The sequence below is a fragment of the Streptococcus sp. A25 genome, from assembly GCF_043674095.1.
In the GTDB taxonomy this organism is placed as follows: Bacteria; Bacillota; Bacilli; order Lactobacillales; family Streptococcaceae; genus Streptococcus; species Streptococcus suis_V.
On the sequence record NZ_JBIMJO010000028.1, the window covers coordinates 1 to 23,435 of the forward strand.

General features: G+C 38.6%; 20 protein-coding genes and 1 pseudogene. 18 read left to right on the top strand and 3 right to left on the bottom strand.

Annotation, left to right across the window (positions count from 1 at the left end; all coding sequences use genetic code 11):
* Positions 1-181: 181 nt before the first annotated feature.
* The 9 genes from ACHBID_RS10550 to ACHBID_RS10590 all read left to right on the top strand — a co-directional run bounded on the left by ACHBID_RS10550 (position 182) and on the right by ACHBID_RS10590 (position 6,919).
* Positions 182-1,954 carry a beta-galactosidase family protein gene (locus ACHBID_RS10550; protein ID WP_394732275.1) on the top strand — a complete coding sequence of 591 codons (1,773 nt, stop codon included), beginning with the start codon at positions 182-184 and terminating at the stop codon, positions 1,952-1,954.
* Between the two features lie 13 nt (positions 1,955-1,967).
* Complete coding sequence (locus ACHBID_RS10555; RefSeq protein ID WP_105123427.1) at positions 1,968-2,453, top strand: PTS sugar transporter subunit IIB; 486 nt, start codon at positions 1,968-1,970, stop codon at positions 2,451-2,453.
* Positions 2,454-2,492: 39 nt separating this feature from the next.
* On the top strand, positions 2,493-3,389 hold the full coding sequence (locus ACHBID_RS10560; protein ID WP_161943055.1) for a PTS mannose/fructose/sorbose/N-acetylgalactosamine transporter subunit IIC: 897 nt from the start codon (positions 2,493-2,495) through the stop codon (positions 3,387-3,389).
* Positions 3,376-4,197, top strand: a complete 822-nt coding sequence (locus ACHBID_RS10565; RefSeq protein ID WP_105161240.1) for a PTS system mannose/fructose/sorbose family transporter subunit IID — start codon at positions 3,376-3,378, stop codon at positions 4,195-4,197. Before ACHBID_RS10560 ends, ACHBID_RS10565 begins: the two co-directional genes overlap by 14 nt.
* A 1-nt stretch (position 4,198) precedes the next feature.
* Positions 4,199-4,600, top strand: a complete 402-nt coding sequence (locus tag ACHBID_RS10570) for a PTS sugar transporter subunit IIA (RefSeq protein ID WP_172009494.1) — start codon at positions 4,199-4,201, stop codon at positions 4,598-4,600.
* A gap of 266 nt (positions 4,601-4,866) precedes the next feature.
* Complete coding sequence (locus ACHBID_RS10575; protein WP_394732278.1) at positions 4,867-5,868, top strand: aldose epimerase family protein; 1,002 nt, start codon at positions 4,867-4,869, stop codon at positions 5,866-5,868.
* 209 nt (positions 5,869-6,077) lie between these two features.
* Entirely contained in the window at positions 6,078-6,332 is a 255-nt protein-coding gene (locus ACHBID_RS10580) for a DUF1912 family protein (RefSeq protein WP_105209718.1), read from the top strand.
* A gap of 16 nt (positions 6,333-6,348) precedes the next feature.
* Positions 6,349-6,735, top strand: a complete 387-nt coding sequence (locus tag ACHBID_RS10585) for a helix-hairpin-helix domain-containing protein (RefSeq protein ID WP_394732299.1) — start codon at positions 6,349-6,351, stop codon at positions 6,733-6,735.
* 58 nt (positions 6,736-6,793) lie between these two features.
* Positions 6,794-6,919, top strand: coding sequence for a hypothetical protein (locus ACHBID_RS10590; RefSeq protein ID WP_394732280.1), 126 nt, complete (start codon positions 6,794-6,796; stop codon positions 6,917-6,919).
* 44 nt (positions 6,920-6,963) lie between these two features.
* Here the strand turns inward: ACHBID_RS10590 and ACHBID_RS10595 are convergent, their stop codons facing one another.
* Complete coding sequence (locus ACHBID_RS10595) at positions 6,964-7,116, bottom strand: hypothetical protein (protein ID WP_394732281.1); 153 nt, start codon at positions 7,114-7,116, stop codon at positions 6,964-6,966.
* Between the two features lie 19 nt (positions 7,117-7,135).
* On the opposite strand from ACHBID_RS10595, the gene ACHBID_RS10600 reads away from it, so the two are divergent.
* The 7 genes from ACHBID_RS10600 to ACHBID_RS10630 all read left to right on the top strand — a co-directional run bounded on the left by ACHBID_RS10600 (position 7,136) and on the right by ACHBID_RS10630 (position 18,562).
* Entirely contained in the window at positions 7,136-7,846 is a 711-nt protein-coding gene (locus tag ACHBID_RS10600) for a hypothetical protein (protein ID WP_394732282.1), read from the top strand.
* A gap of 292 nt (positions 7,847-8,138) precedes the next feature.
* On the top strand, positions 8,139-8,540 hold the full coding sequence (locus ACHBID_RS10605) for a VOC family protein (RefSeq protein WP_394732284.1): 402 nt from the start codon (positions 8,139-8,141) through the stop codon (positions 8,538-8,540).
* Entirely contained in the window at positions 8,540-9,448 is a 909-nt protein-coding gene (locus ACHBID_RS10610) for a DUF5655 domain-containing protein (protein WP_394732285.1), read from the top strand. The genes ACHBID_RS10605 and ACHBID_RS10610 overlap by 1 nt, the downstream gene beginning before the upstream one ends.
* 18 nt (positions 9,449-9,466) lie before the next feature.
* On the top strand, positions 9,467-12,118 hold the full coding sequence (locus tag ACHBID_RS10615; RefSeq protein WP_394732286.1) for a valine--tRNA ligase: 2,652 nt from the start codon (positions 9,467-9,469) through the stop codon (positions 12,116-12,118).
* A 197-nt stretch (positions 12,119-12,315) separates the two neighbouring features.
* Complete coding sequence (locus tag ACHBID_RS10620; protein ID WP_394732288.1) at positions 12,316-14,832, top strand: sigma factor-like helix-turn-helix DNA-binding protein; 2,517 nt, start codon at positions 12,316-12,318, stop codon at positions 14,830-14,832.
* On the top strand, positions 14,829-16,010 hold the full coding sequence (locus ACHBID_RS10625) for a hypothetical protein (RefSeq protein ID WP_394732290.1): 1,182 nt from the start codon (positions 14,829-14,831) through the stop codon (positions 16,008-16,010). The genes ACHBID_RS10620 and ACHBID_RS10625 overlap by 4 nt, the downstream gene beginning before the upstream one ends.
* Complete coding sequence (locus ACHBID_RS10630) at positions 16,010-18,562, top strand: SNF2-related protein (RefSeq protein WP_394732292.1); 2,553 nt, start codon at positions 16,010-16,012, stop codon at positions 18,560-18,562. The genes ACHBID_RS10625 and ACHBID_RS10630 overlap by 1 nt, the downstream gene beginning before the upstream one ends.
* Before the next feature lie 81 nt (positions 18,563-18,643).
* Here the strand turns inward: ACHBID_RS10630 and dcm are convergent, their stop codons facing one another.
* Positions 18,644-19,909 (bottom strand): DNA (cytosine-5-)-methyltransferase, encoded by a 1,266-nt coding sequence (dcm, locus tag ACHBID_RS10635; RefSeq protein ID WP_394732293.1) that lies wholly within the window; start codon positions 19,907-19,909, stop codon positions 18,644-18,646.
* Between the two features lie 111 nt (positions 19,910-20,020).
* Between dcm and ACHBID_RS10640 the strand changes: the two genes are divergently transcribed.
* Both ACHBID_RS10640 and ACHBID_RS10645 read left to right on the top strand, forming a co-directional pair.
* Positions 20,021-21,511 (top strand): Sau3AI family type II restriction endonuclease, encoded by a 1,491-nt coding sequence (locus ACHBID_RS10640; protein WP_394732296.1) that lies wholly within the window; start codon positions 20,021-20,023, stop codon positions 21,509-21,511.
* 20 nt (positions 21,512-21,531) lie between these two features.
* The gene (locus tag ACHBID_RS10645; RefSeq protein WP_394732298.1) at positions 21,532-22,584 is read left to right on the top strand and encodes an MmcQ/YjbR family DNA-binding protein; all 1,053 of its coding nucleotides are present in this window, start codon (positions 21,532-21,534) and stop codon (positions 22,582-22,584) included.
* Between the two features lie 649 nt (positions 22,585-23,233).
* Here the strand turns inward: ACHBID_RS10645 and ACHBID_RS10650 are convergent.
* Positions 23,234-23,435: pseudogene (locus ACHBID_RS10650) on the bottom strand (IS30 family transposase); the annotation flags it as partial.

Sequence of the window (23,435 nt, forward strand, 5' to 3'; positions counted from 1 at the left end):
TGGGCTAGCCCAGACAGCTTAACCTCTGGATCTCTAGTTATCAATGAACTTGTTGCACTTGACTTGACAATGTGCGATTTAAAAAATTTTACATTTTTTCAAAAAAACTACTGGACATAACCAGTAATTTGTGTTAATATATTGATAACAAAGGGATGCAGTGACATCGGAGGCAAAATAAATGCAGAAATTTGAAATAAAGGATCAGTTCTATTTGGATCAGAAGGCTTTCAAAATTCTTTCTGGTGCAATTCATTATTTTCGGGTTCACCCTGATGATTGGTATCACTCTTTGTACAATTTAAAGGCCCTGGGTTTTAATACAGTTGAAACCTACGTCCCCTGGAACTGGCACGAGCCTCAGAAAGGTCAGTTCAACTACGAAGGAATCTTAGATATCGAACGATTTCTAAGCATTGCTCAGGATTTAGGGCTATATGCTATTGTTCGTCCTTCCCCCTATATTTGTGCAGAGTGGGAATGGGGAGGTCTCCCCGCTTGGTTGATGACGGAGGAGCTTCGGATACGTTCGCACGATGCAACTTATCTGAGGCATTTAGATGAATATTACGCTTCTCTTCTTCCGAAATTGGCCAAGCACCAACTCTCACAAGGTGGAAACATTCTCATGTTCCAAGTGGAAAATGAATATGGTTCCTACGGAGAGGACAAGGAATACCTGAGAGCAGTAGCAGATTTGATGAGAAAGCATGGCCTGACAGCTCCCTTCTTCACATCGGATGGTCCATGGAGAGCCACTTTGAGAGCTGGTACCCTGATAGACGATGATATTTTGGTCACAGGAAACTTTGGTTCCAAGGCTGCAGAAAACTTTGCTATGATGCAAGATTTCTTCGATGAATACGATAAGAAGTGGCCACTCATGTGTATGGAATTTTGGGATGGATGGTTCAATCGCTGGGGAGATGAGATTATTCGCCGGGATCCAGATGAGCTTGCCCAGTCTGTCATGGATTGTATCCAGCTTGGGTCTATCAATCTTTACATGTTCCATGGAGGGACTAACTTCGGCTTTATGAACGGCTGTTCGGCCCGGGGTCAGATTGATTTACCACAGGTAACTTCCTATGACTACGATGCCATCTTGGATGAGGCGGGGAATCCTACTAAGAAATTCTATGCTATTCAATCCTTGATGAAGGAAGCCTATCCAGAATTGAACTATGCTGAACCACTCATTAAAGCAGCCAAAGCCTACCCATCGGTGGAATTAGAGGCAAAAGTTAGTCTCTTTGGGACACTAGAAAATGTAAGCGGTTCCCTATCTAGCTTCTATCCACAAAATATGGAAGAGTTGGGTCAGAATACAGGCTACATTCTCTACCAGACTACCATTGAAAAGGATAAGGATGAGGCGGAACGGTTTAGAGTGATTGATGCGCGTGACAGGATACAGGTCTATGCAGATGGCCATCTGGTCACAACTCAGTATCAGACGGAAATCGGTGAGGATATTGAGCTGGATTTGCAGAATCAGCACACCGACATTTCAATCCTGGTCGAAAATATGGGACGTGTCAATTATGGTCACAAGCTAACCGCACCAACCCAGTCCAAAGGTATTGGTCGGGGCGCGATAGCTGATCTTCACTTTATCGGCAATTGGCAAACCTATCCTCTCCCCCTAGAATCTGTAGAAACGGTAGATTTTACCAAGGAGTGGAAGGAAGGGCAACCAGCCTTTTACCGCTACCGATTTGAAGTGGATGAACTGGCAGACACCTACCTGGACATGACAGGATTTGGTAAGGGTGTAGTATTTGTAAACAATGTTAATATTGGTCGGTTTTGGGAAAAAGGCCCAATCCTCTATCTCTATCTTCCGAAAGGATACTTAAAGAAAGGAGAGAATGAGATTATCGTCTTCGAGACGGAAGGAAGATATAGAGAGAAGATAAGCTTTTCACAAGAACCCATCTATAAAGAAATCTAAAAGGAGAACTAGTATGGCAATTATTGCTACACGTATTGATGGTCGTTTGATCCACGGTCAGGTTGCTAACCTATGGACTACCAAATTAAATATCGGTCGTATCATGGTTATTGACGATGCTGTTGCTCAAAACGACATTGAAAAACAAGGATTGAAATTAGCTTGCCCACCTGGTGTAAAATTATCCATTTTACCTATCGAAAAAGCAGCTAACAACATCAAGGAAGGTAAGTACGATAGCCAACGTCTCTTGATTGTGGCACGTCGCCCTGAAAACTTCCTGCGCTTGGTTGAATATGGTGTAGAAATTCCTGAATTGAACGTAGGGAACATGTCTCAAACACCTGAAACGCGTTCAGTGACTCGTTCTATCAACGTGGTTGATAAGGATATCGCTGATTTTGATGCCTTGGTTGCCAAGGGAGTAAAATTGATTGCTCAAATGGTACCAGGTGATACACCTAAAGACTTTATGCCTTTGTTGGATAAAGTTCGTTAACATTCGGATATTTTTGAAAAATTTTAAAGGAGGAACACTATTATGCAATTCTGGCAAATAGTACTTTTAACGCTCTACTCTGCTTATCAGATTTGTGATGAGTTGACTATCGTATCGTCAGCAGGTTCACCAGTCTTTGCAGGGTTCATCTCAGGCTTGATCATGGGTGATATGGCCACTGGTCTTGCTATCGGTGCATCACTTCAATTGATGGTACTCGGTGTTGGTACCTTCGGTGGTGCATCTCGTATCGACGCAACTTCAGGTGCGGTTCTTGCGACAGCTTTCTCTGTTTCACAAGGTATCGATCCAGAACTTGCGGTATCAACTATCGCGGTACCAGTAGCGGCACTTCTTGTTTATACTGATATTGCAGGTCGTTTCTCAACTACTTACTTCGCACACCGTGTGGATGCTGCGGTTGAAAAATTCGACTACAAAGCAATCGAGCGTAACTACCTTCTTGGTGCGATTCCATGGGCACTCTCTCGTGCACTTCCAGTCTTCTTGGCTCTCACTTTCGGTGGTGGCTTCGTTGAATCAATGGTTAACACTATCCAACAATACCAATGGGTTGCTGATGGTTTGACTCTCGCTGCTCGTATGCTTCCAGGTCTTGGATTTGCAATCTTGCTCCACTACCTTCCACTTAAACGTAACCTTCACTACTTGGCAATCGGTTTTGCCCTTACAGCTATGTTGACTGTTCTTTACGGTAACGTATCTGCTTTGGGTGGTGCTGTTGCAGGCATCGTTGGAACTCTTCCAGAAGATGCAGGTGTATCATTTGTAAACAACTTCAAAGGTTTGTCAATGATCGGTATTGCGATTATCGGTGCATTCCTTTCAGTATTGCACTACATCAATAGCCAAAAAGTAGCAGTGGTTGCTCCATCAAATTCAGAAAGTGGGGAAATTGACGATGACGAAATCTAATTACAAATTAACAAAAGAAGATTTTAATCAAATCAACAAACGTAGCTTGTTCACTTATCAATTGGGTTGGAACTACGAGCGGATGCAGGGTTCTGGTTACCTTTACATGATTTTGCCTCAATTGCGTAAAATGTATGGAGATGGAACTCCTGAATTGAAAGAAATGATGCAATTGCATACACAATTCTTCAACACTTCTCCATTCTTCCACACCATCATCACTGGGATTGACCTTGCCCTCGAAGAAAGCGACGGTGTTGCTTCTAAAGACGCGGTTAATGGTATCAAGACTGGTTTGATGGGACCATTTGCCCCTATCGGTGACTCTATCTTTGGTTCCTTGGTACCAGCTATCATGGGTACAATTGCAGCGACTTTTGCATCTGATGGGAACCCACTCGGTATCTTCCTCTGGGTTGCTGTAGCAGTTGTCTACGACATCTTCCGTTGGAAACAGTTGGAAGTTGCTTACAAAGAAGGTACTAAACTGATCACAACAATGCGCGATCGTTTGACTGCCCTTGTTGATGCAGCATCTGTAATGGGTGTCTTCATGATGGGTGCTTTGATTGCAACTATGATCAACTTTGAAGTATCTTGGACTCCAGCAATCGGTGAGAAAACAATTGATATCCAAGACTTGTTGAACTCAATCTTCCCACGTTTGGTTCCTGCAATCTTCACAGGCTTTGTCTTCTGGTTGTTGGGCCGCAAGGGTATGACTTCAACTAAGGCTATCTTGATTATCATTGTATTGGCACTTGCCTTCTCAGCGCTTGGTCGCTTCGCATTTGGTATGGGCGCTTAATATGACGAAGAGCTTAGTGTTAGTAAGTCATGGAACATTCTGTCAGGAACTCAAAAAATCCACTGAGATGATTATGGGGCCACAGGACAATATCTTTACTGTGGCACTCCTTCCTGAAGAAGGTCCAGAAGACTTCCAGAAAAAATTTGAAGAAACAATTGCAGATTTAGACGACTTTGTTGTCTTCGCAGATTTACTTGGTGGAACACCTGCTAACGTGGTTTCTCGTAAATTGATTGACGGTGCGCAGTTTGACCTCTATGCAGGTATGAACATGCCGATGGTCATCGGTTTCTTGAATGGTGTTCTCCTAGGAGAGGACGTTGACTACGTCGAATTTGGTTCAACCAATATTCAACACATCAACAAACTCCTCACATCCAGCGATGATGAGGATGAGTGAAACAGTCAGGGAAGTGACTGTTTCAGCCCGAGCCTGAAAATACGAAAGCGAGGACAGTCAGGGAAGTTGAAACAGTTTGGGGAACTGTTTCAACTGGTCACCTTGAAATGAAAGAGTGACCAAAGACAGCCCTAGCTTATAAATCGGAAAGCGAGGGTTATTCCAAAGTATTATGGCAAGCTAATACTAGCTTTAAATAGGCTTTAAGTATCCTGAGGGGAAGCAAGTTGATTGCCTCCCCTCATTTGATTTTGTGAGGGAAAGCGATGATTGAAGTAAAAGAATTTGGTAAACAAGCGAAGCTTTATTACATGAAAAATAAGAATGGCATGCAGGTCACTCTGACTGATTTTGGTGCGAGAGTGGTGGAAGTGCTCTTGCCGGTAGAAGAAAATGGTGGTTTACGCAATGTCAGTTTGGCTGCCAAGTCGGATGATGATTACCGTAAGACAGATTTGTACCCTGGTTCAAGCATTGTCCCAGTAGCGGGGCGTATTTCAGGAGCCCAGACTGAGATAAAGGGAACCAGTTATCAGTTCACAGAAAATGAGCCAGGTCGTACCTTGCATGGTGGAGTTGACACGGCAAATGAACAGTACTGGGATGTCCTTCTAGACCATGAGAAAAATCAAGTGACCTTTGGCATTGTCCTAAAAGATGGTTTCAATGGTTTTCCAGGAGATGTGAGGGTTGAGGCTATTTATGGTCTAACAGACCAGAACGAGTTGACGGTAGATTACCGGGCGGTGTCTAGCAAAGATACGATTTTCAATCCGACCAATCACATCTATTTCAACTTAACGGGGGATTTTCAGCAGTCAGTAGCAGACCATGAAATTCGGATTGCGGCCAATCGCTATGCTCCGCTTGGTGATGATAATCTACCAATAGGTGTCTTGGAGGATGTGACGGGAACGCCGTTTGATTTTAGAGATGGAGCAAGATTTGCTCAGGGCTTTGACAGCCAGCACCCTCAGAATATCCTTGTGAAAGGTTACGACCATCCATGGCTTTTGGAGCAGGTGGAGGTTCCAGTTGAAGTTAGTAGCCCAGATGGGAAAATAAGTCTGCGCGTGCGAACCAATCAGCCATCAGTAGTCATCTACACCTACAATTATCCTGTTGAAGCTTTGGCTGCCTACCATGGTGCCTTTAGCTTGGAATGCCAGGCTCTGCCAAATGCTTGCAACCTAGATGGTTTTGGTTCTATTTTGCTAGAAAAAGATGAGGAATTCTTGTCCCAGACTGTTTATCAATTTTCATGGTAAGAATGAGAAGTAATACTCAATGAAAATCAAAATCAGACTAGGCGACGTAGATGCAGATAGAACTGAAGTTCATCAAATCAAGTCACCAACGTCTGATTTTGAGTATAAGAGGCTCTACCTGCTAGACAGATAGGGCTTCTTGTCTTTTTTGGAAAATGTGGTATAATAAATCGGTGTGTTTCGATTGAAGCAGACGAAAGAGGAAAATAATGACAAAAGAACAAGAATTTTTAAAGGAATTTGAAGCTTGGGTCAATACTCAGGTCATGGTAAACGAGATGGCGGTAGAAGAAAGCCGTCGTGTCTTGGAAGAGGATAAGGATGCGCGTGCTGCGGATGCCTACATCCGTTACGAAAGTAAGTTAGACGCTTATCGCTTTATCCAGGGGAAATTTGCCAACTATCATGCTGGCAAGGGTTTCCATGATTTACCAGATGGCTTATTTGGCCAAAGACATTATTAAAGAGAGGATAGAAATCTTGGCAAAGAAAAATGTAAATCGTAAAAAACTATTGAAAAAACAGTTGGCAGACTTGAAACGTGCAGGGCGTGTGGGGGTTGCTACAGCGCGTGAGGCTGTTGAAACTGTAGTTGAAAAGGCTGAAGCTGCAGTAGAGCATGCTGTGGAACAAGTGAATGAAGTTGTAGCAGAGGTGACTTCTTCAGCGACTTCATTGGAAGCCTTTATGGCACTTCCTGACTTGGAAGGTATTGCGGCAGCACGTTTGGAAACCTTCTACCAAGCAGGTATTCAATCTGTGGCTGATTTTGCAAACCATACAGAAAAAGAGCTCTTGGCTCTTAAAGGCATCGGTCCTGCAACTATCAAGCAGTTGAAGGAAAAAGCGATTGAATTGAAAGCTTAAGAAGCACCGTCCCTGGAATTACGTAACAATAATCTACAGGGTAATTAATAAATAAGACATGAATCAAAAAAATTTTATCAAACAATTTAAAAAAGTTCATGGGCGCAATCCCTCTCCAGTTGAATTGCATCAAGCGATTCAAGAGGGACGTGTGAGAGTAACATCTCGTACACCATTTTCTTAACGCCTTTTTTTAGTACTTGGGATAGCTGTTTTAGGAGTAGGTGGCTATTGTTTGAAACTGGCTTTGCAAGATACTGAGCAAGTAAAGGATGTCAAAGTAATTCCTTCTAAACAGAAAGAAGCAACAAGTGCCTCAAAAAACATATCCACTAGCTCCACTTCAAGTTCAAGCTCTACATCAACATCCGCTAATACCACAGAGACGACCTCCAATAAAATGGATATAGAAGCGCTTTATAAGAGAGATTTAAGGAGTGTCCAGGGGGAGTGGACTAATGGTCAAGAAACCCTGAAGTTGACGGATAAGCTGATGGGGGATGTGGAGGTGATGCAACATGAAGATGGTTATGTTGAATACATCGTAACAGAAACTGGTGTGAGAACAAGCCGCATAGCTTACTTCTTTTTTCCTGCTGGCACTCCAACCATTGATTTAACTGGTGCACTGATTTCAAATCAGGATGATACAACTAAGGATCGTGTGCTTGTGATGTTTGAAATGTACGGTTCATTTTATTACAGGGCTGATGAAAAAAGCGACAAGCAAGATGCATCAGTAGAAGATGTGCAGGCTCAGATAGTAGAGCGAGTAAATCAGTACCGTAAGGATATCAATCGCTCATTGGTAACACGTACAGATGCGATTGCTGAAAATTTTGTAACGGGATCTGAAAGTCATCGTATTACAGTTGATTGGGTAGTCAATCATTCGGAAAATGAGGGGATAGCGCGCTATGACTCAACAACTGATAGCATTTCCAATATCCAAGTATCAGGAAATACTGTCACTTGCGATATTTCCTATACCACTATCACTTCCTATACTGATGGTCGTTCACCAGCAACAGGTCACTCCAATCGACATTACGTTTTTGAAAAAACTGCAACAGGCTTGTTGATAAAGGATTTTGGTGGTTTGGTAGAGTAAGGACTAACAGATTGGTTTAAAGTAGGTTAGGGAGTTTGAGAAATCCAGTAAATTTCTTGCACTTGTCTGTCTTATTTGCTACAATAATAGCATTCAGAGGTGTTTTGAGCCCCATTTGTCACAGGAAGCGGTGGTACTGAGAAATCCGCACAAATGTCAAAACTGGTTGCTGATGATATGAATCGAATAAGCAAAGTGCAGATAGTTTATCTGAACAAGGGTGGTACCGCGGAATTACTTCGTCCCTGTCTAGCAAGTCTAGGCAGGGATTTTCATTTGGAAAGGAGAAGAAATGCTACATCATGTTGAAATATATGTTTCAGACTTGGAAATCTCACGTGCGTTTTACGACTTTCTCCTGACCAAGCTGGGCTACTCGCTCTATCAGGAGTGGGAGGACGGGCTGTCTTATAAAAAAGCAGAGCAGTACTTGGTCTTTGTCCAAACGCCACAGGATTTCCTAGAGGCAGGCTATCACCGTTGCCGAACAGGTCTCAATCATCTAGCCTTTCATGCGGGCACACCTGATGAGATTGACCAATGGCGGAAGGAATTTTTGACCAGACGAGTCAAGTTGCTCTACGACGACCGCTATCCCCACGCAGGAGGACCAGACCACTATGCTCTCTATTTGGAAGACCCAGATGGGATAAAGATAGAGTTGGTGGGGGAATTTGAAAGGAGAGGTTTGTGATGAATCTATTTAAGTTAAATGGGAATGAATTGTATCATTTAAAAGATCAAGCATTTAAGCTAGAGCGCGATTTACAACGCTTATTTGAGCGTCACCTAACTCAGTTAACTGGCTTAGAATTTATTGCTTCGGAGTTTTCTATTCAGAATCAGCGCTTAGATACACTTGCCTTTGATCAAGAAACAAATGCCTTTGTTATTATTGAGTACAAGCGTAGCGCCAACCAAAGCGTTTTAGATCAAGGTGTGTCTTATTTGAATACTTTGTTGAAATACAAGGCAGATTTCATTTTGGAGTATCAAGAACGAACAGGGAAGTTGCTAAATAAATCACAGGTAGACTGGTCCCAAAGTAAGGTGGCTTTTGTTTCTCCTAATTTTACTTCCTTTCAAAAACAGGCTGTTGACTTCAAAGATTTGAATATCGAGCTTTGGGAAGTTAGGAAATTTGAAAATGATGTACTATTTGTGAATGGTATTAAAAAATCGAAGAATGCCCCGAGTATTAAGACATCAGTTTCTAAAGAGCAATCGGATCTGTCCCTTGTTGCCCAGGAGCTAAAAACCTATTCGGAGGAAGATTTACTACTCAAAAAATCGGACGATATTGTAGAGTTGTATGACAGCTTTAAACAAGCTATTTTTCAATTGATACCGGATTGTGAGTTAATTCCTACTAAATTGTATGTCGCTTTTAAGAAGGATGGTCATAATATTGTTGATATTGAAATTCAAAACAAGCAGTTAAAACTGTTCATAAATGCACGAATTGGTCAATTGGATGATCCAAAACAATTAACCAGAGATGTTTCCAATATCGGCCATTTTGGTAATGGAGATTATGAGTTGAAGGTCAAGACGACAGACAATTTAGAGTATATCATGAGTTTGATTAAGCAAGTTTTATAAATGTGGAAAGGACAAAATATGTCAAAAGAATTATCACCAAAATACAATCCAGCCGAGGTTGAGGCTGGTCGTTACCAAACTTGGTTGGACCAAGATGTCTTTAAGCCGTCAGGCGATGCGGAAGCTAAGCCTTATTCTATCGTCATTCCGCCGCCAAATGTAACTGGTAAGTTGCACTTGGGACACGCTTGGGATACCACTCTTCAAGACATCATTATCCGCCAAAAACGCATGCAAGGCTTTGACACCCTCTGGCTTCCAGGTATGGACCACGCGGGGATTGCCACTCAGGCTAAGGTTGAGGAGCGCTTGCGGGAGCAAGGTGTGACACGCTATGATCTTGGGCGTGAAAAATTCCTCGATAAAGTCTGGGAATGGAAAGATGAATATGCTACAACTATCAAGGAGCAATGGGGTAAACTAGGTTTATCTGTGGATTATTCACGTGAACGCTTCACACTTGATGAAGGCTTGTCAAAAGCTGTTCGTAAGGTTTTTGTAGAACTCTACAAAAAAGGCTGGATCTACCGTGGCGAATTTATCATCAACTGGGATCCAGCGGCTCGCACAGCTCTTTCTGATATCGAAGTGATTCACAAGGACGTAGAAGGTGCCTTCTACCACATGAATTACATGTTGGAAGACGGCTCTCGTGCCCTTCAAGTTGCGACAACTCGTCCTGAAACCATGTTCGGTGACGTTGCGGTGGCGGTTAACCCAGAAGACCCACGTTACAAGGACTTGATTGGCAAAAACGTTATCCTGCCAATCGTTAACAAGTTAATTCCAATCGTTGCGGATGAACACGCAGACCCAGAATTTGGTACAGGGGTTGTGAAAATTACACCTGCCCACGATCCAAATGATTTCCTCGTTGGACAACGCCACAATTTGCCACAAGTCAATGTCATGAACGACGACGGCACCATGAACGAGTTGGCAGGTGAATTTGCAGGCATGGACCGCTTTGAAGCTCGTAAGGCAACGGTTGCGAAGTTGCAAGAACTGGGTGCCCTTGTGGAAATCGAAAACCGTGTGCATTCCGTTGGACACTCTGAGCGTACAGGTGTGGTAGTCGAGCCACGCTTGTCAACACAGTGGTTTGTCAAAATGGACCAATTGGCTAAGAATGCCATTGCCAACCAAGACACAGCTGACAAGGTAGAATTTTACCCACCACGCTTCAACGATACCTTCCTACAATGGATGGAAAATGTACACGACTGGGTTATCTCGCGTCAGCTTTGGTGGGGACATCAGATTCCAGCATGGTATAACGAATCTGGCGAAATGTACGTCGGAGAAGAGGCTCCAGCAGGTGACGGTTGGGTACAGGATGAGGATGTCCTAGACACCTGGTTCAGCTCTGCCCTTTGGCCATTCTCAACCATGGGCTGGCCTGACGAAAACGCGGCTGACTTCCAGCGTTACTTCCCAACTTCAACATTGGTAACGGGCTACGACATCATCTTCTTCTGGGTGTCGCGGATGATTTTCCAATCGCTTGAGTTCACAGGCCGTCAGCCATTCAAGAACGTGCTGATCCACGGTTTGATCCGTGATGAAGAAGGTCGCAAGATGTCCAAGTCGCTCGGAAACGGGATTGATCCGATGGATGTCATCGAGAAATACGGTGCGGACGCTTTGCGTTGGTTCCTGTCAAATGGCTCTGCTCCTGGTCAGGATGTCCGCTTCTCTTATGAGAAGATGGATGCTTCTTGGAACTTCATCAACAAGATTTGGAACATTTCCCGCTATATCCTCATGAACAATGAAGGCTTGACCTTGGATGCGGCGCGTGAAAATGTTGCCAAAGTCGCAGCTGGTGAGGCTGGTAATGTGACGGACCGCTGGATTCTCCACAACCTCAACGAAACCATTGCCAAGGTCACTGAAAACTTCGACAAGTTCGAGTTTGGTGTGGCTGGTCACATCCTCTATAACTTCATCTGGGAAGAGTTCGCCAACTGGTATGTCGAGCTGACCAAGGAAGTGCTTTACAGCGACAACGAGGCTGAGAAAGTCATGACCCGCTCTGTCCTTCTCTACACGCTGGACCAAATCCTTCGCCTCCTCCACCCAATCATGCCGTTTGTGACGGAAGAAATCTTCGCTCAGTATGCTGAAGGATCAATCGTAACAGCTGACTACCCTGTGGTCAATGAAGTATTTGAGAATGCGGAAGCTCATAAGGGTGTAGAGAGCTTGAAAGACTTGATTCGTGCCGTTCGTAATGCGCGTGCAGAGGTTAACGTAGCACCATCAAAACCAATCACTATCTTGGTGAAAACAAGTGACGCTGAATTGGAAAGCTTCTTCACGTCAAATGTCAACTACATCAAACGCTTCACCAATCCAGAAACCTTGGAAATCTCAGCTGATTTGACAGCGCCAGAATTGGCCATGTCAGCCGTGATTACAGGAGCTGAAATCTTCTTGCCACTAGCAGACTTGCTCAATGTTGAAGAAGAATTAGCCCGCCTTGATAAAGAATTGGCCAAGTGGCAAAAAGAACTAGACATGGTCGGCAAAAAACTCAGCAACGAACGCTTCATCGCCAACGCTAAACCAGAAGTCGTTGAAAAAGAAAAAGAAAAACAAGCCGACTACCAAGCAAAATACGATGCGACAGTAGGACGGATTGAAGAGATGAAAAAGTTGGTTAAGTAGGTAGAATAGGATAAAATGCCCAGCCTAAAAAGGCTGGGTTTTGTGGTATAATAATATTTGATAACAATTGGGATTTTATAGCTGAAAATTAAAATATATCGAATTGATGATTGAAATAGTTATTTTATGTTTTTCTTATTTAATGAAAAATAATATACGGATGTAATCAGAATAATGAAATTTTTAAGGGTGAAAAGATGACTTTAACTTTATTTTTTTTAAGAAAATTTGGTCTAACGAAATATTTGGCACAGTCATATTCAGAATTGGGTATAGAATTATTGGATTTTTTTGTGAAATATGAGAAATTTAATAAAAATTTGACCAAAGGAAAGTACAATAAAATTTGTAGAATGATTTATCAAAATTTTGTTGAAATCATGAATAAAGATATTACTGATGAAATTTTTTTACTTGAATCTGTAGGAGCCAATATTGAAAGTACTAAATTACATTATAATACTAATTCAATTGTGAAGTTTTCTGAATTTATTATTCATAAATGCTCTGATGAAATTGAATCAACCGTAAAATTGCAAAAAGCAAAGAAATTTCTTAATTTATATAAGCAGCAATTATTGAAAGATGATGTTAGAGAGGAGTTGAATAGGTGGAATCTATTTTGTCACTTTATTTCAAATCATACAATAAGATTAAATGATAAGTTAATCACTGAAAATGAGAAGACTGTTAATCAATTAATAGAAATGGGACTAGTTATTAAATTTGAAGAAAATGTCATTTTGAATCTTAACTATATAAATTTTTCAGATAAATTTAATAAACATTTTGGGATTAGTCTGGAAAACTATTCAGTCGAATTGCAAGGTATTATTGAAGCTCGGGATAGAATAGAAGTGAATCAAAATGAGATTCCGAAAATCAAAGTTAGTACTAATGCTGAGAAGGCACCTTTGGTACCGATTTCGTTAGAAAGATTTTTAGTCACAGATTTCAAAGATAAAGAAATTTTCATTCTTAAGTTAAGCGGATTAACTCTGCAAGAAATTGGAGATAGGTACAACATTACTAGAGAGAGAGTTCGACAAAGGTTAAAAAAAGTATTATCAAAATTACCATTGATTTCTGAAATTGAAGAATATAAGGATGTTTTTTGTAAATATGAAATTACAAAAGATTTATTTGAAAGAGTATTTAATGCTGATGATAGAGTTTATGAATTATTAAATCTAGTTTGTAAGAAAGGGAAGTTAGATTTTGCTGACTACATTATCAATAATGATTTTGATTCAGAAATTAAAGACTTCGTTTTAAGGAAGAAAAGGAAGATACAAATCTCTGATAAAGTTCGTCGAGCAACGAAAATTAATGCATTAGAAGAAGTTTTGAAAGATAATATTGATACACAGGCTTACTTTACCCCTGAAGAAATTTGGTACCTCTATAATGAATATGTGAAGGATTATCAAAGCCTAAGAATTTCAAATTTGCGTAGTCTACTTGCACTGGCGGATCGTAGCTTACACATTATAAAATCGATTAATGAAGGATATAGATATTTTCATTATGATAATACTATCGAAATTTCCGATAAATTAATAGACTTATTCAAAGATTTGGAGCTTGGGCCATATAACATGGATTTTATATATTCTTCTAATCATGAATTTTTATCATCCATTGGTTTCAATGATGGTTCAGAATTACACAATTTTTTATTAAAAAGTGGAATAAAAATACCATTTGTTAATTTGGGGAGGAATCCGGAATTTGTATATGGTCAGAAGAGCAAGAAAGAATATTTGTTGAATGAAATTATTTTATATAGTGGTAAATCTTTTGATAAATTTGTAGATGAATTAAATAATAGATTTGGGTTGCAGAAAAATTCTATTTCTTCTTATCTTTGGACAGAATTTCCGGAGTATTTACAAAATGGTATGATAATTTTTGACAAAGAAGATTATTCTTTCTTAAAAGAAAAATTAGAAATATATTTGACAGAGGATATTTACATAAAAGACGACTTTATAAAAATTCTTAAAGATAAACTTGATTTTAAAGACATTACACCTAAATTAATTTTTGATTTAGGATTTCTAGATAGAGGAACTCTGATTATTTCTAATAAGTATAAGTCAGCTAAAGATGCACTAAAAAACAAAATACTTGAAAATAAAATGTTTGTTCCAGATGAAAATCCAATATATAAAACAAATGATTACTATTCTACACTATATAGTTTAGAGAAAGAGTTTAGAGTTCTAAAAGTAGGGGAAAGTTGTTATTTAAATACAGATATTTTGCATAATCGAGATTTTTCGTTTGAGGTGTTGTCGAGTTTTATTGGTAAAGTTGAACAGTTTGTTAATGATGGTACCTACTTTACAATTAGACAATTATTGGATTCGGGATTTTGTCATAAGATATTAGATTATGGATTTGAACTAATAACAATGGATAGACTTATTGGCTTATCAGATAAGGTAACAAGTGTCAATATGAGTTTTCCTACATTGTATTTTAAAGGTGAGAAAAGAACGATGACGGATTTTTTAGTTGACCAGTTATTGGAAGTTGGAAATTTAGGTATTGAAGACTTTACTGATGATTTAAATCAAAAGTATTCTTTAAATCTTGATGAGGATAACGTGAAATATAGATTATTAGAGCATGGTGTATTTTATTCGCAAGAGCTAGAAAAGCTCTATATTTATAAAGATGATTATTTAGACGAGGTATATGGAAAATGAATTTATTTGAACTACAATTGGGGAATCCGATTTCAACAAAAAAATTGTCAATTCAGGGAGAAAGGAGAGTCTTTGATGTTTATCGCGTACCTATAGAGTACCTGATATATAATAAAAAGAATGGGAGAATTGCCACTTATGTTTCAAAATATACAGATGACGGAAATATTTTTCCAGAGAGTGTAGTAGATTTTAACAACATAATTGAGGGATACATTGAACAAAGTAATCCAGAGGCATTGAAAAGAACAAAGGCTAATATTAAAATTATGTCTCAAACCGAACCTGCAGTTGTTTTGTCCAATGGAATTGTACTGGATGGGAATAGACGATTTACTTCATTGAGGCAATTATCTAGAGAAGGTGCTGGGGCGGAATTTAATTACTTAGAAGCAATCATATTAGACCAGGAGAAGTATACTGAGAAAGATATTAAGCGCTTAGAATTGAATCTTCAGCACGCTATAGAGTCTCGGGTTGATTATAATCCCATTGACCGATTAGTTGATATTTATAGAGATTTAATTGAGAATGATGGTACATTTACGATTGAAGAGTACCAGAGGGAAACTCAACTCTCTGTTTCCGAGATTAGAAAAGAAATAGAAATCGCTAAATTATTAGTGGAGTATTTAGAGTTTATTAATCAACCTAAACGATTTTACATAGCGAGAGATCAAAAGGTAGATGGTCCCTTACGTGAAATTTATAAAATATTAAACAGTAAAAAAATAGATGAATATGATAAAGATGATATCAAAGATTATCTTTTTACAAATATTTTAACACTTGATGGAGATGTAACTCGTCGAATTAGAGAATTAAAGATGGTTTTCGAAGATAGAAAACTTCGAGAAAAGTTATTAGAAGAAGTTGAGGAAGCTCAAATTTTAGATGACGCTACTGATTTTTTTATAGCAGAAAGTGAATTTGATGAAAAACTTGAATTAGATAAGAAGATTTCTGAAAAAGTAACACAACTAACAGAGTCATTCGTAGAGCAAAAAAAACTACAAAATGCAAAAAATAAACCATTAGAAATTCTCAATCGAGCGTATATGATTATGAGTGAAATTGATAGAGATTCATTGGCTAGACTAGATGAAAATTCGCTTACAGATTTTAGGAATGTGATAGAAAATGTCAAATTATTAGTTGGAGAATTGAGTGATTTTTAATGTTATCGAATATTTCATTTAAGCAAATATATTCAACAAAAAATGACGATATACCAAAATCGTTTTATAATAAAGCTCTAGGCGAAGCTGTTGAATATAATAGAGTTAGTGGATATTTTAGTGGAGCCTCATTATCATATTTTTCAGCTGGGTTAAAATCGTTACTCAAAAACAACGGTAAATTTCGGTTGATTGTATCTCATGAGTTATCAGAAGCTGATTATAATGACATAGTCACAGGATATGTTAACAAAAAGAAACTTGAACAAGAATTGATTGCAAAAATCAACTTGAAAGAACTAAATTTAGATCAACGACTGAACTTGGGAAATCTAGGTTTCTTAATTGAAATTGGATTGGTAGATATCAAAATAGGATTTACAACAAGTGGATTATTTCATGCAAAGTTCGGAATTTTTAAAGATAAATATGGAAATTTACTTTATTTTTCAGGATCTCTAAATGAGACTGAGGCAGCCTTTGTTAGAAACTATGAAGAAATAACAGTTTTGGAAAGTTGGAAAGGTAACTCAGCCATTTTGCAAATGAAATTGGAAGAGTTTGAATTATTGTGGAATAATGAATTAAGTGACGAGATGATATTTGTGAAATCCATCGATGAGATTGTAAAATCTCAGTTAATCTCATATAGTAATGGTAGTTTTTTAGTGGATAAAGCGATGTTAAGAAAAAATGCAATAGTAATATATTATGATGATGGATTAAAAATTCAAAATAATCTTCTGGATAAAAAAATCGATTCAAGACAGAGATCGTTAAAAAAGTTAATCAAAAAGGGGCTCTTAAACACTGAAATCACTGATTTTAGATCGAATCTTAATTCTAATGAAGTGGAAGAAATTATTGCTTGCTTCAATAGGTATGGACAAAGAACAAAAACAGAAATTGTAGTATCTAATTCAGTTGAAACATTTATTAGTTTGCATAAATTTGAAATTTCAGAGATAGCTAACAGAGGGTTATTAATAAAGAAAAAAGATAGAGCTTTTGAAGAAGAATTTAATCAGTTTGCAAAAATTGTACAGGATGAAATTAGTCGCCCTCTTTTTGATTTACAATTGTGGGTAAGTTTTTATCATACATTTATGAAGCGTTCTGCGAATTTTTCAGTTCCAGGAGCAGGAAAAACATCGATGGTTTATGGCGTTTTTGCATATTTATCAAGTCTTCAGATTAATAAAGTTAATAAAATTTTAGTCATTGGTCCTAAAAATTCATTCTTATCTTGGAAAGAGGAGTTTAAAAAAGTATTTGGTCACAAAAGGGAATTAACTGTATTTGATGTCCATTCACCAAATTTTACTCCAGAAATGTTTTATAAAAATACAGGTAGATATAATTTATTTTTGATAAATTATGAATCGCTTTCAAATTATGAGAAGGCATTGAATGAGATAATAGATGAAAAAACATTACTTGTATTTGATGAAGTTCATAAGATTAAAAGAATTGATTCAGTTCGGTCACAGATTGCTATTGCACTTTCTCAAAATGTAATTTATCGTATTGTACTGACAGGTACACCTATTCCTAACAGTTATCAGGATATTTGGAATTTCCTTCAAATTCTGTATTCTAATGAATATAGTTCCTTTTTTGGATATACAAAACAACAGTTGAGCTATCTTGAGAAAACTGAAATAGACGAATTAAATCATAGACTAGCACCATTTTTTTGGAGGGTTACAAAACAACAGCTAAATGTTCCGATTGAAAATGAAGATCATTTACTTAGAGTAATTGCAACTGATGCAGAACAAGCTGTTATTAATTTATTGTGGAGAAAATTTAGTCATAATCCTTTTAAATTATATATTCGATTAATCCAGCTATCTTCCAATCCAGAACTGCTAAAGAATGATATAACAAGTGAGATGTACGGCGGACATGAAGAAACAAGTAATCTTGGACTAGAAGTCGTTGATGATAGTCCAAATTATACTGATGAAGAGCTTAGGTTATTGGATTCAATTGGAGTTGGTTCAAAATTCAATGATTGTATAAGGCTTTCGCAACAATTGTATTTACAAAAAAGAAAACATATTATATGGTGTATTTTCATTAATTCAATTGAAAAATTGCGTTCAGCTTTAGTAAAATGTGGGCTGCAAGTCGCAATAATTTATGGTGCAATTAATGCCGAAGAAAGAGAAAAGATAATTTTAGACTTTCAAAATCAGAAATACGATGTATTGATTACGAATCCGCATACACTTGCAGAGTCGGTTTCGCTTCATATGGTAGCTCACGATGCTATATATTATGAGTTTTCTTTTAATTTAACACATATGTTACAGTCGAGAGATAGAATACATAGATTGGGATTATCAAAAGAACAAGAAACTAACTATTTCTATTTGATGTTGGATGGACAAGAGGGGATGCGTTCCACAATTGATGATAAAATATATAAAAGATTGAATATCAAGAAAGAAATTATGGTCAGTGCAATTGAAACTGATATTATAAATCCAGAATTTACGATTGATGAACGTAACGAGATACTTGAAATGATGAGAGATGAAATGTAAAGAAAAACACTCTTACTTCTAGATATCTAGTTTTCACAGGAGTGTTTTTCTTGCTATTCATTTTAAAGGTAAGAGATCATTCTATTCAAGTACTTTTATATAATCCCCAATTTTTCGTACAATTTCAGTTACGAGGGCATTTCCCATAAAGAACATACGCATTTTTTCAGATACTTCTACAATGGAGCCATCTGCTAATTTTTTCTGCTTTGTCCAATCATCTGGGAAGTCTTGCAGTCTCTCAGCTTCTACAGGAGTAATCAAACGATAGCGATTGTTCACATTGATAAAATGAGTAGAGCGATTGACAGTACCTTCGGAAGTCAACATAGTTCGTCCAGGTAGATTTAAGTCATCGGTTGGTGACATTCCACCTTCGGAATAAGTATAGGTATGACCGTCTGCCGAAGTTCTTTCGATCTTTTTAGGACCTCGGAGATATTGGAATTTTTCTAGTTTAGCGGGGTCTGTCAAAAAGTATTTCTCAGGTACATCTTTTTCATCTTGTAAGATTTCTCCAAGAGTGATTGGTTGACCTTCATAGTCACATTGAGTATCGACGGAATAGTATTTGCCGTGTCTCATGACACCTGTATTCCATACAGTACCTGTGAAGTTATCTGATATTTCAACAATATCATTCGCCAATTCGTAGTAGACTTGGCGATTTTTTATTGGTGTTGATTTAATTGGGAACTGAGTAGCAAACAAACCTGAATGGAATAGATACTCATTGTAGCGATTTTCGTTAAACACAGTTTCAGTGTTTTCAAATTGTTCGTCAAGTCTTTTTGCAAAAGTGGTATCATTTCGATAAACAAAAAAGAATACACGACGACGGCGTTGACTTCGTCCGTATTCGGCAGCATTGATAACTCGCCATTCAACCGAGTAACCAAGATTGTTAAATGCTGTCAACATAATTGCAAAGTCACGCCCTCTTTGTTTAGATGGTGCTTTTAATAGACGGTCAACATTTTCTAAAATAAGATACTTGGGTTTGGTGATTCGAGTGGCACGGATAATTTCCCAAAAGAGAACTCCTTTTTTTCCTTCAATTCCCTGTTCGTTCTTTTTGCTACGAGCGACAGAATAGTCTTGGCATGGAAAACCACCAACAATCATGTCTGGATTCATCTCAGCAAACTTTTCGTCAGAAATTTCCGAGATACTAATATTTATGTTTTCACTATCTGGAAAATGCAAATCGTAAACTTCAAAAGCATCCTGTGATTTTCGAGAAGGCTCCCATTGATTTGCCCATTTAGTTTGGAAGTAATCTTTGTCAGCATTTTCAAGACCGATGCGAAAACCGCCTACACCGGCAAAGAGTTCGAGAATATTCATTTTTTCTCCTCAAGTTCATTTAATACTATCTATTATAACGTAAAAAACAATTTCGATCAAGGATTTTTATTTGATATAATAGAGCTATAGGAATTTAGTAGGAAATTTAATATGGAAAAACACTTATTCAATTATGATGAAACAGACATTCAAAGTATTCTTGATTATTCTCAACATTTATTAGATAGGTCACTTGGTGAAATTATTGCGGAATACCAGGTTTCGCCATATAAAACTTATCGAGATTTTCAAGATGGGACAATCTCAGAAGTTGTCGATAAAGAAATCAGCATGAAATCTAAGGGGCAATATGGCAATTACATAGAAAAGTATTTCTATGGTTATCAGCCTAATAGTGATTCTGCTGCTGACTTTGATAAGGTTGGAGTGGAATTAAAAGTAACGCCTTTTAAAGTGAACAAGAATGGAACAATTAGTGCAAAAGAGCGATTAGTTTTAACCATATTAAACTACATGGAGGAAAACCTATATGACTTTTACTCCACTCATTTATGGCAAAAATGCTCTAAAATACTCCTGCTGTTCTACAATGGCCTCATTCCAGGTCAAACCATGTCAGACTATATCATTGAAAAAGTCTTCTTGTATGAATGGTTTGAAGAGGACATGGAGGTCATTCTTGAGGATTATAATCGTATTGTAGAAAAGATTAAGCAAGGTAAAGCCCATGAACTTTCCGAATCAGATGGGAACTATTTATCTACCTGTACAAAAGGTGCAGGGAAAGGAAAAGATCTTCGCATTCAGCCATTTAGTGACACTTTAGCAAAACAAAGGGCTTGGGAATTAAAATCTAGCTATATGACCTACTTGATTAATCACAAGATATTTAATCAAGTTGATCAAGAAAGTATTCTAGCAACTGCCAGAGGTGAGAAAAAAGCATTTACACAGGTCATTGCGGACAAAATTTTAGCCTATAAAGGATTTTCTGAAACAGAGTTATATAGTCGATTTGACGTGAATCCTAGAGCAAAAGGCAAAAATAGCACTCTGGTTAGAAATATATTGGGGTTAACTGGGGACCTTGAAAAGACACAAGAATTTCAAAAAGCCAATATGAATTTACGCGTTATTCGTGTAGATAAAAATGGGCTACCAAAAGAGGACTCTCCGTTTAAGACTTATCAATTTGAAGAATTGGCTAGGAATGATGTCTGGGAGGAATCGCATCCATTTTTGGAAATTTGCAATAAACGGTTTTTATTTGTCATTTTTAAAGAAGTATCGGATAAATTATTTGTATTAGATAATATCAAGTTTTGGGGTTTTCCAGATAGACTAATTCCGGAGGTCCAAAGAGTTTGGATAGAAACACGAAAAATCATCCAAGACGGTGTTGAATTGAGTCAAAATGGTAATAAAGTATCTACCAACTTTCCTCAGAGTAAAGTCAATACAATTTTATTCACGAAAATTCATGCTCAGAATACTTACTACGAAATTAGACATAATGAATTTGTTGGTAAGGGAAAATTATCAGATACTGACAAATTACCCGATGGTAGAAGAATTACAAAACACTCATTTTGGATTCCTAAAAAATTTTTGAAAGAGGTACTCATTGGTGAGTGGGATTAATTATTTAGTGAAAGGCATCTATGAACAAAATCAATTCTTACAAAATCCACCTCCCCTCTCTCCTCCCTTTCGGTTTCATCCTCTCCAACAATCGTTACACCTACCGTGAGGTCTTCATGGAGGGGCAGTTTGAGGCAGTGGTGGAGGTGGATGAGGCTGGTCAGCTGTCGTCTTATATTTGGGATTGTGAGATGGAGGAGGTCTATACTGCCCATCTGGTGACTGCGCCAGCTGGGGCTTTTGTGGGCCAGGTACGAGAGGTTTATCAAACAATTTTGACTCGGGTAGAGGAGGCATGTTGCATCGCTCTGCCATTTACCAAAGACCAAAGCAACCGCCTAGCCCAGCTCATCAAGGAGCAGTGGGGTGACCTTCCTGACTATCCCTTTGCCAAGTTGCCGACCTATGGGGCTTTTCGCCATTCCTCCAATAACAAGTGGTACGCCCTGGTCAGTCAGATTCCGAGGGGCAAGCTGGATGGGAGCGGTTCTCAAGAAGAGGTGGAGATTGTCAATCTCAAGGTTGACGGTCGGGAAATAGCAGAGCTGCTGAGTCAGTCGGGCATTTTCCCTGCCTACCATATGTCGAAGAAGGCCTGGGTGTCGGTCTTGTTGGATGATACGGTAGAGGACCAGACGATTTTTGCCCTCCTTGAGAAGAGCCGTTATCTGGTAGGACCAAAATCCTACAAGGCGGCGCAAGGGCCTGATTACTGGGTTATTCCAGCCAATCCCAAGGTCTATGATATTGATACCGAGTTTGCGGAAAATAAGGTAGTCTATTGGCCGCAAAAATCAACTATTCAAGCCGGGGACATCGTAGCCATTTATGTCACGGCACCTGTACAGGCTATTCGCTATGTCTGTCGGGTCTTGGGGGCAAACTTGGAAAATCATGGAGAGTCAGATATTCCGACAGAAAAGAAACTCATGCAGGTGGAATTGCTTGCTCAGTTTTCCGATGATGTGTTGCCGAAATCACGCATGATGGACTTGGGAGTCAAGGCGGTGCGTGGTCCTAGACTGTTGACAAAGGAGGCTATTGAGTACTTGAAATGTCAGCTGAAAGAGTGAAGTAGGTTTGATAGCAGTTTTAAAATTAGGAGGTCCCTATGTCTTTCTACATTAAAAAATCAAGGGGCAGGGTGGCTAGGAATCTGGCTCGTTTCATGAAAGCAATGAAAGAGGATGAAGCAGTAGCCAAGGTTTTACAACTATCAAAATAAGTAGATGTGTAAGGGGATCTCAAATTCCCTTATGAGTTTGTAGACAAAGCCTCTTTTAGGACTTTCCTGAGGTGATGCCGGACGGTAGTAAACTTTCTTGTTTCTGGGTTTACTCCTCAAACAGTCTCCCAGACTGTTTGAGCTACCTACGGAATTCCATACCTAGCCATTGAGCCTAAGGTCTCAATAGTTCCGAATGCTTGAGACGGCAACGTCTCAAGCATTTTCATCACAGCGGAAAGTCTCGGTGTAGGCCCGCTTCGCTCGCAAAATGAGACTAATTTTTTAATTTTTTTTAGCAGAGCTACTCAGTTTACTTTTCCAAAGTATAGTCTGTCTACATTCTGGTAAGGGAAAATAAAATTATTCCCTTATTTTTATCCCTAAGTTGTTAAAAAATCAGAACATTCAGAAGTTTTTAGTAATTCTAGCCGATTTTCAATCGCACATTGTCAAGTCAAGTGCAACAAGTTCATTGATAACTAGAGATCCAGAGGTTAAGCTGTCTGGGCTAGTCCAAACAGAAATTTCGAGGATTGGTATTGAAGAAGTCGTCTGGGTCGCTCATTGATGGCAGTGATATATTTGTCTAGTTCTTCAGAGGTTAGTGAATTAAGTGAGGCTCCTTTAGGGACATATTCTCTGAGGAGACCATTGAAGTTCTCGTTTGTGCCTCTCTCATGTGAAGAATAAGGATGT

Coding starts and splice junctions, on each gene's coding strand:
- ACHBID_RS10640 (WP_394732296.1), top strand. CDS start 20,021: ATGGAAAAACACTTATTCAATTATGATGAAACAGACATTCAAAGTATT.
- ACHBID_RS10550 (WP_394732275.1), top strand. CDS start 182: ATGCAGAAATTTGAAATAAAGGATCAGTTCTATTTGGATCAGAAGGCT.
- ACHBID_RS10555 (WP_105123427.1), top strand. CDS start 1,968: ATGGCAATTATTGCTACACGTATTGATGGTCGTTTGATCCACGGTCAG.
- ACHBID_RS10600 (WP_394732282.1), top strand. CDS start 7,136: ATGGATATAGAAGCGCTTTATAAGAGAGATTTAAGGAGTGTCCAGGGG.
- ACHBID_RS10645 (WP_394732298.1), top strand. CDS start 21,532: ATGAACAAAATCAATTCTTACAAAATCCACCTCCCCTCTCTCCTCCCT.
- ACHBID_RS10580 (WP_105209718.1), top strand. CDS start 6,078: ATGACAAAAGAACAAGAATTTTTAAAGGAATTTGAAGCTTGGGTCAAT.
- ACHBID_RS10615 (WP_394732286.1), top strand. CDS start 9,467: ATGTCAAAAGAATTATCACCAAAATACAATCCAGCCGAGGTTGAGGCT.
- ACHBID_RS10590 (WP_394732280.1), top strand. CDS start 6,794: ATGAATCAAAAAAATTTTATCAAACAATTTAAAAAAGTTCATGGGCGC.
- ACHBID_RS10625 (WP_394732290.1), top strand. CDS start 14,829: ATGAATTTATTTGAACTACAATTGGGGAATCCGATTTCAACAAAAAAA.
- ACHBID_RS10610 (WP_394732285.1), top strand. CDS start 8,540: ATGAATCTATTTAAGTTAAATGGGAATGAATTGTATCATTTAAAAGAT.
- ACHBID_RS10605 (WP_394732284.1), top strand. CDS start 8,139: ATGCTACATCATGTTGAAATATATGTTTCAGACTTGGAAATCTCACGT.
- ACHBID_RS10565 (WP_105161240.1), top strand. CDS start 3,376: ATGACGAAATCTAATTACAAATTAACAAAAGAAGATTTTAATCAAATC.
- ACHBID_RS10630 (WP_394732292.1), top strand. CDS start 16,010: ATGTTATCGAATATTTCATTTAAGCAAATATATTCAACAAAAAATGAC.
- ACHBID_RS10620 (WP_394732288.1), top strand. CDS start 12,316: ATGACTTTAACTTTATTTTTTTTAAGAAAATTTGGTCTAACGAAATAT.
- ACHBID_RS10570 (WP_172009494.1), top strand. CDS start 4,199: ATGACGAAGAGCTTAGTGTTAGTAAGTCATGGAACATTCTGTCAGGAA.
- dcm (WP_394732293.1), bottom strand. CDS start 19,909: ATGAATATTCTCGAACTCTTTGCCGGTGTAGGCGGTTTTCGCATCGGT.
- ACHBID_RS10575 (WP_394732278.1), top strand. CDS start 4,867: ATGATTGAAGTAAAAGAATTTGGTAAACAAGCGAAGCTTTATTACATG.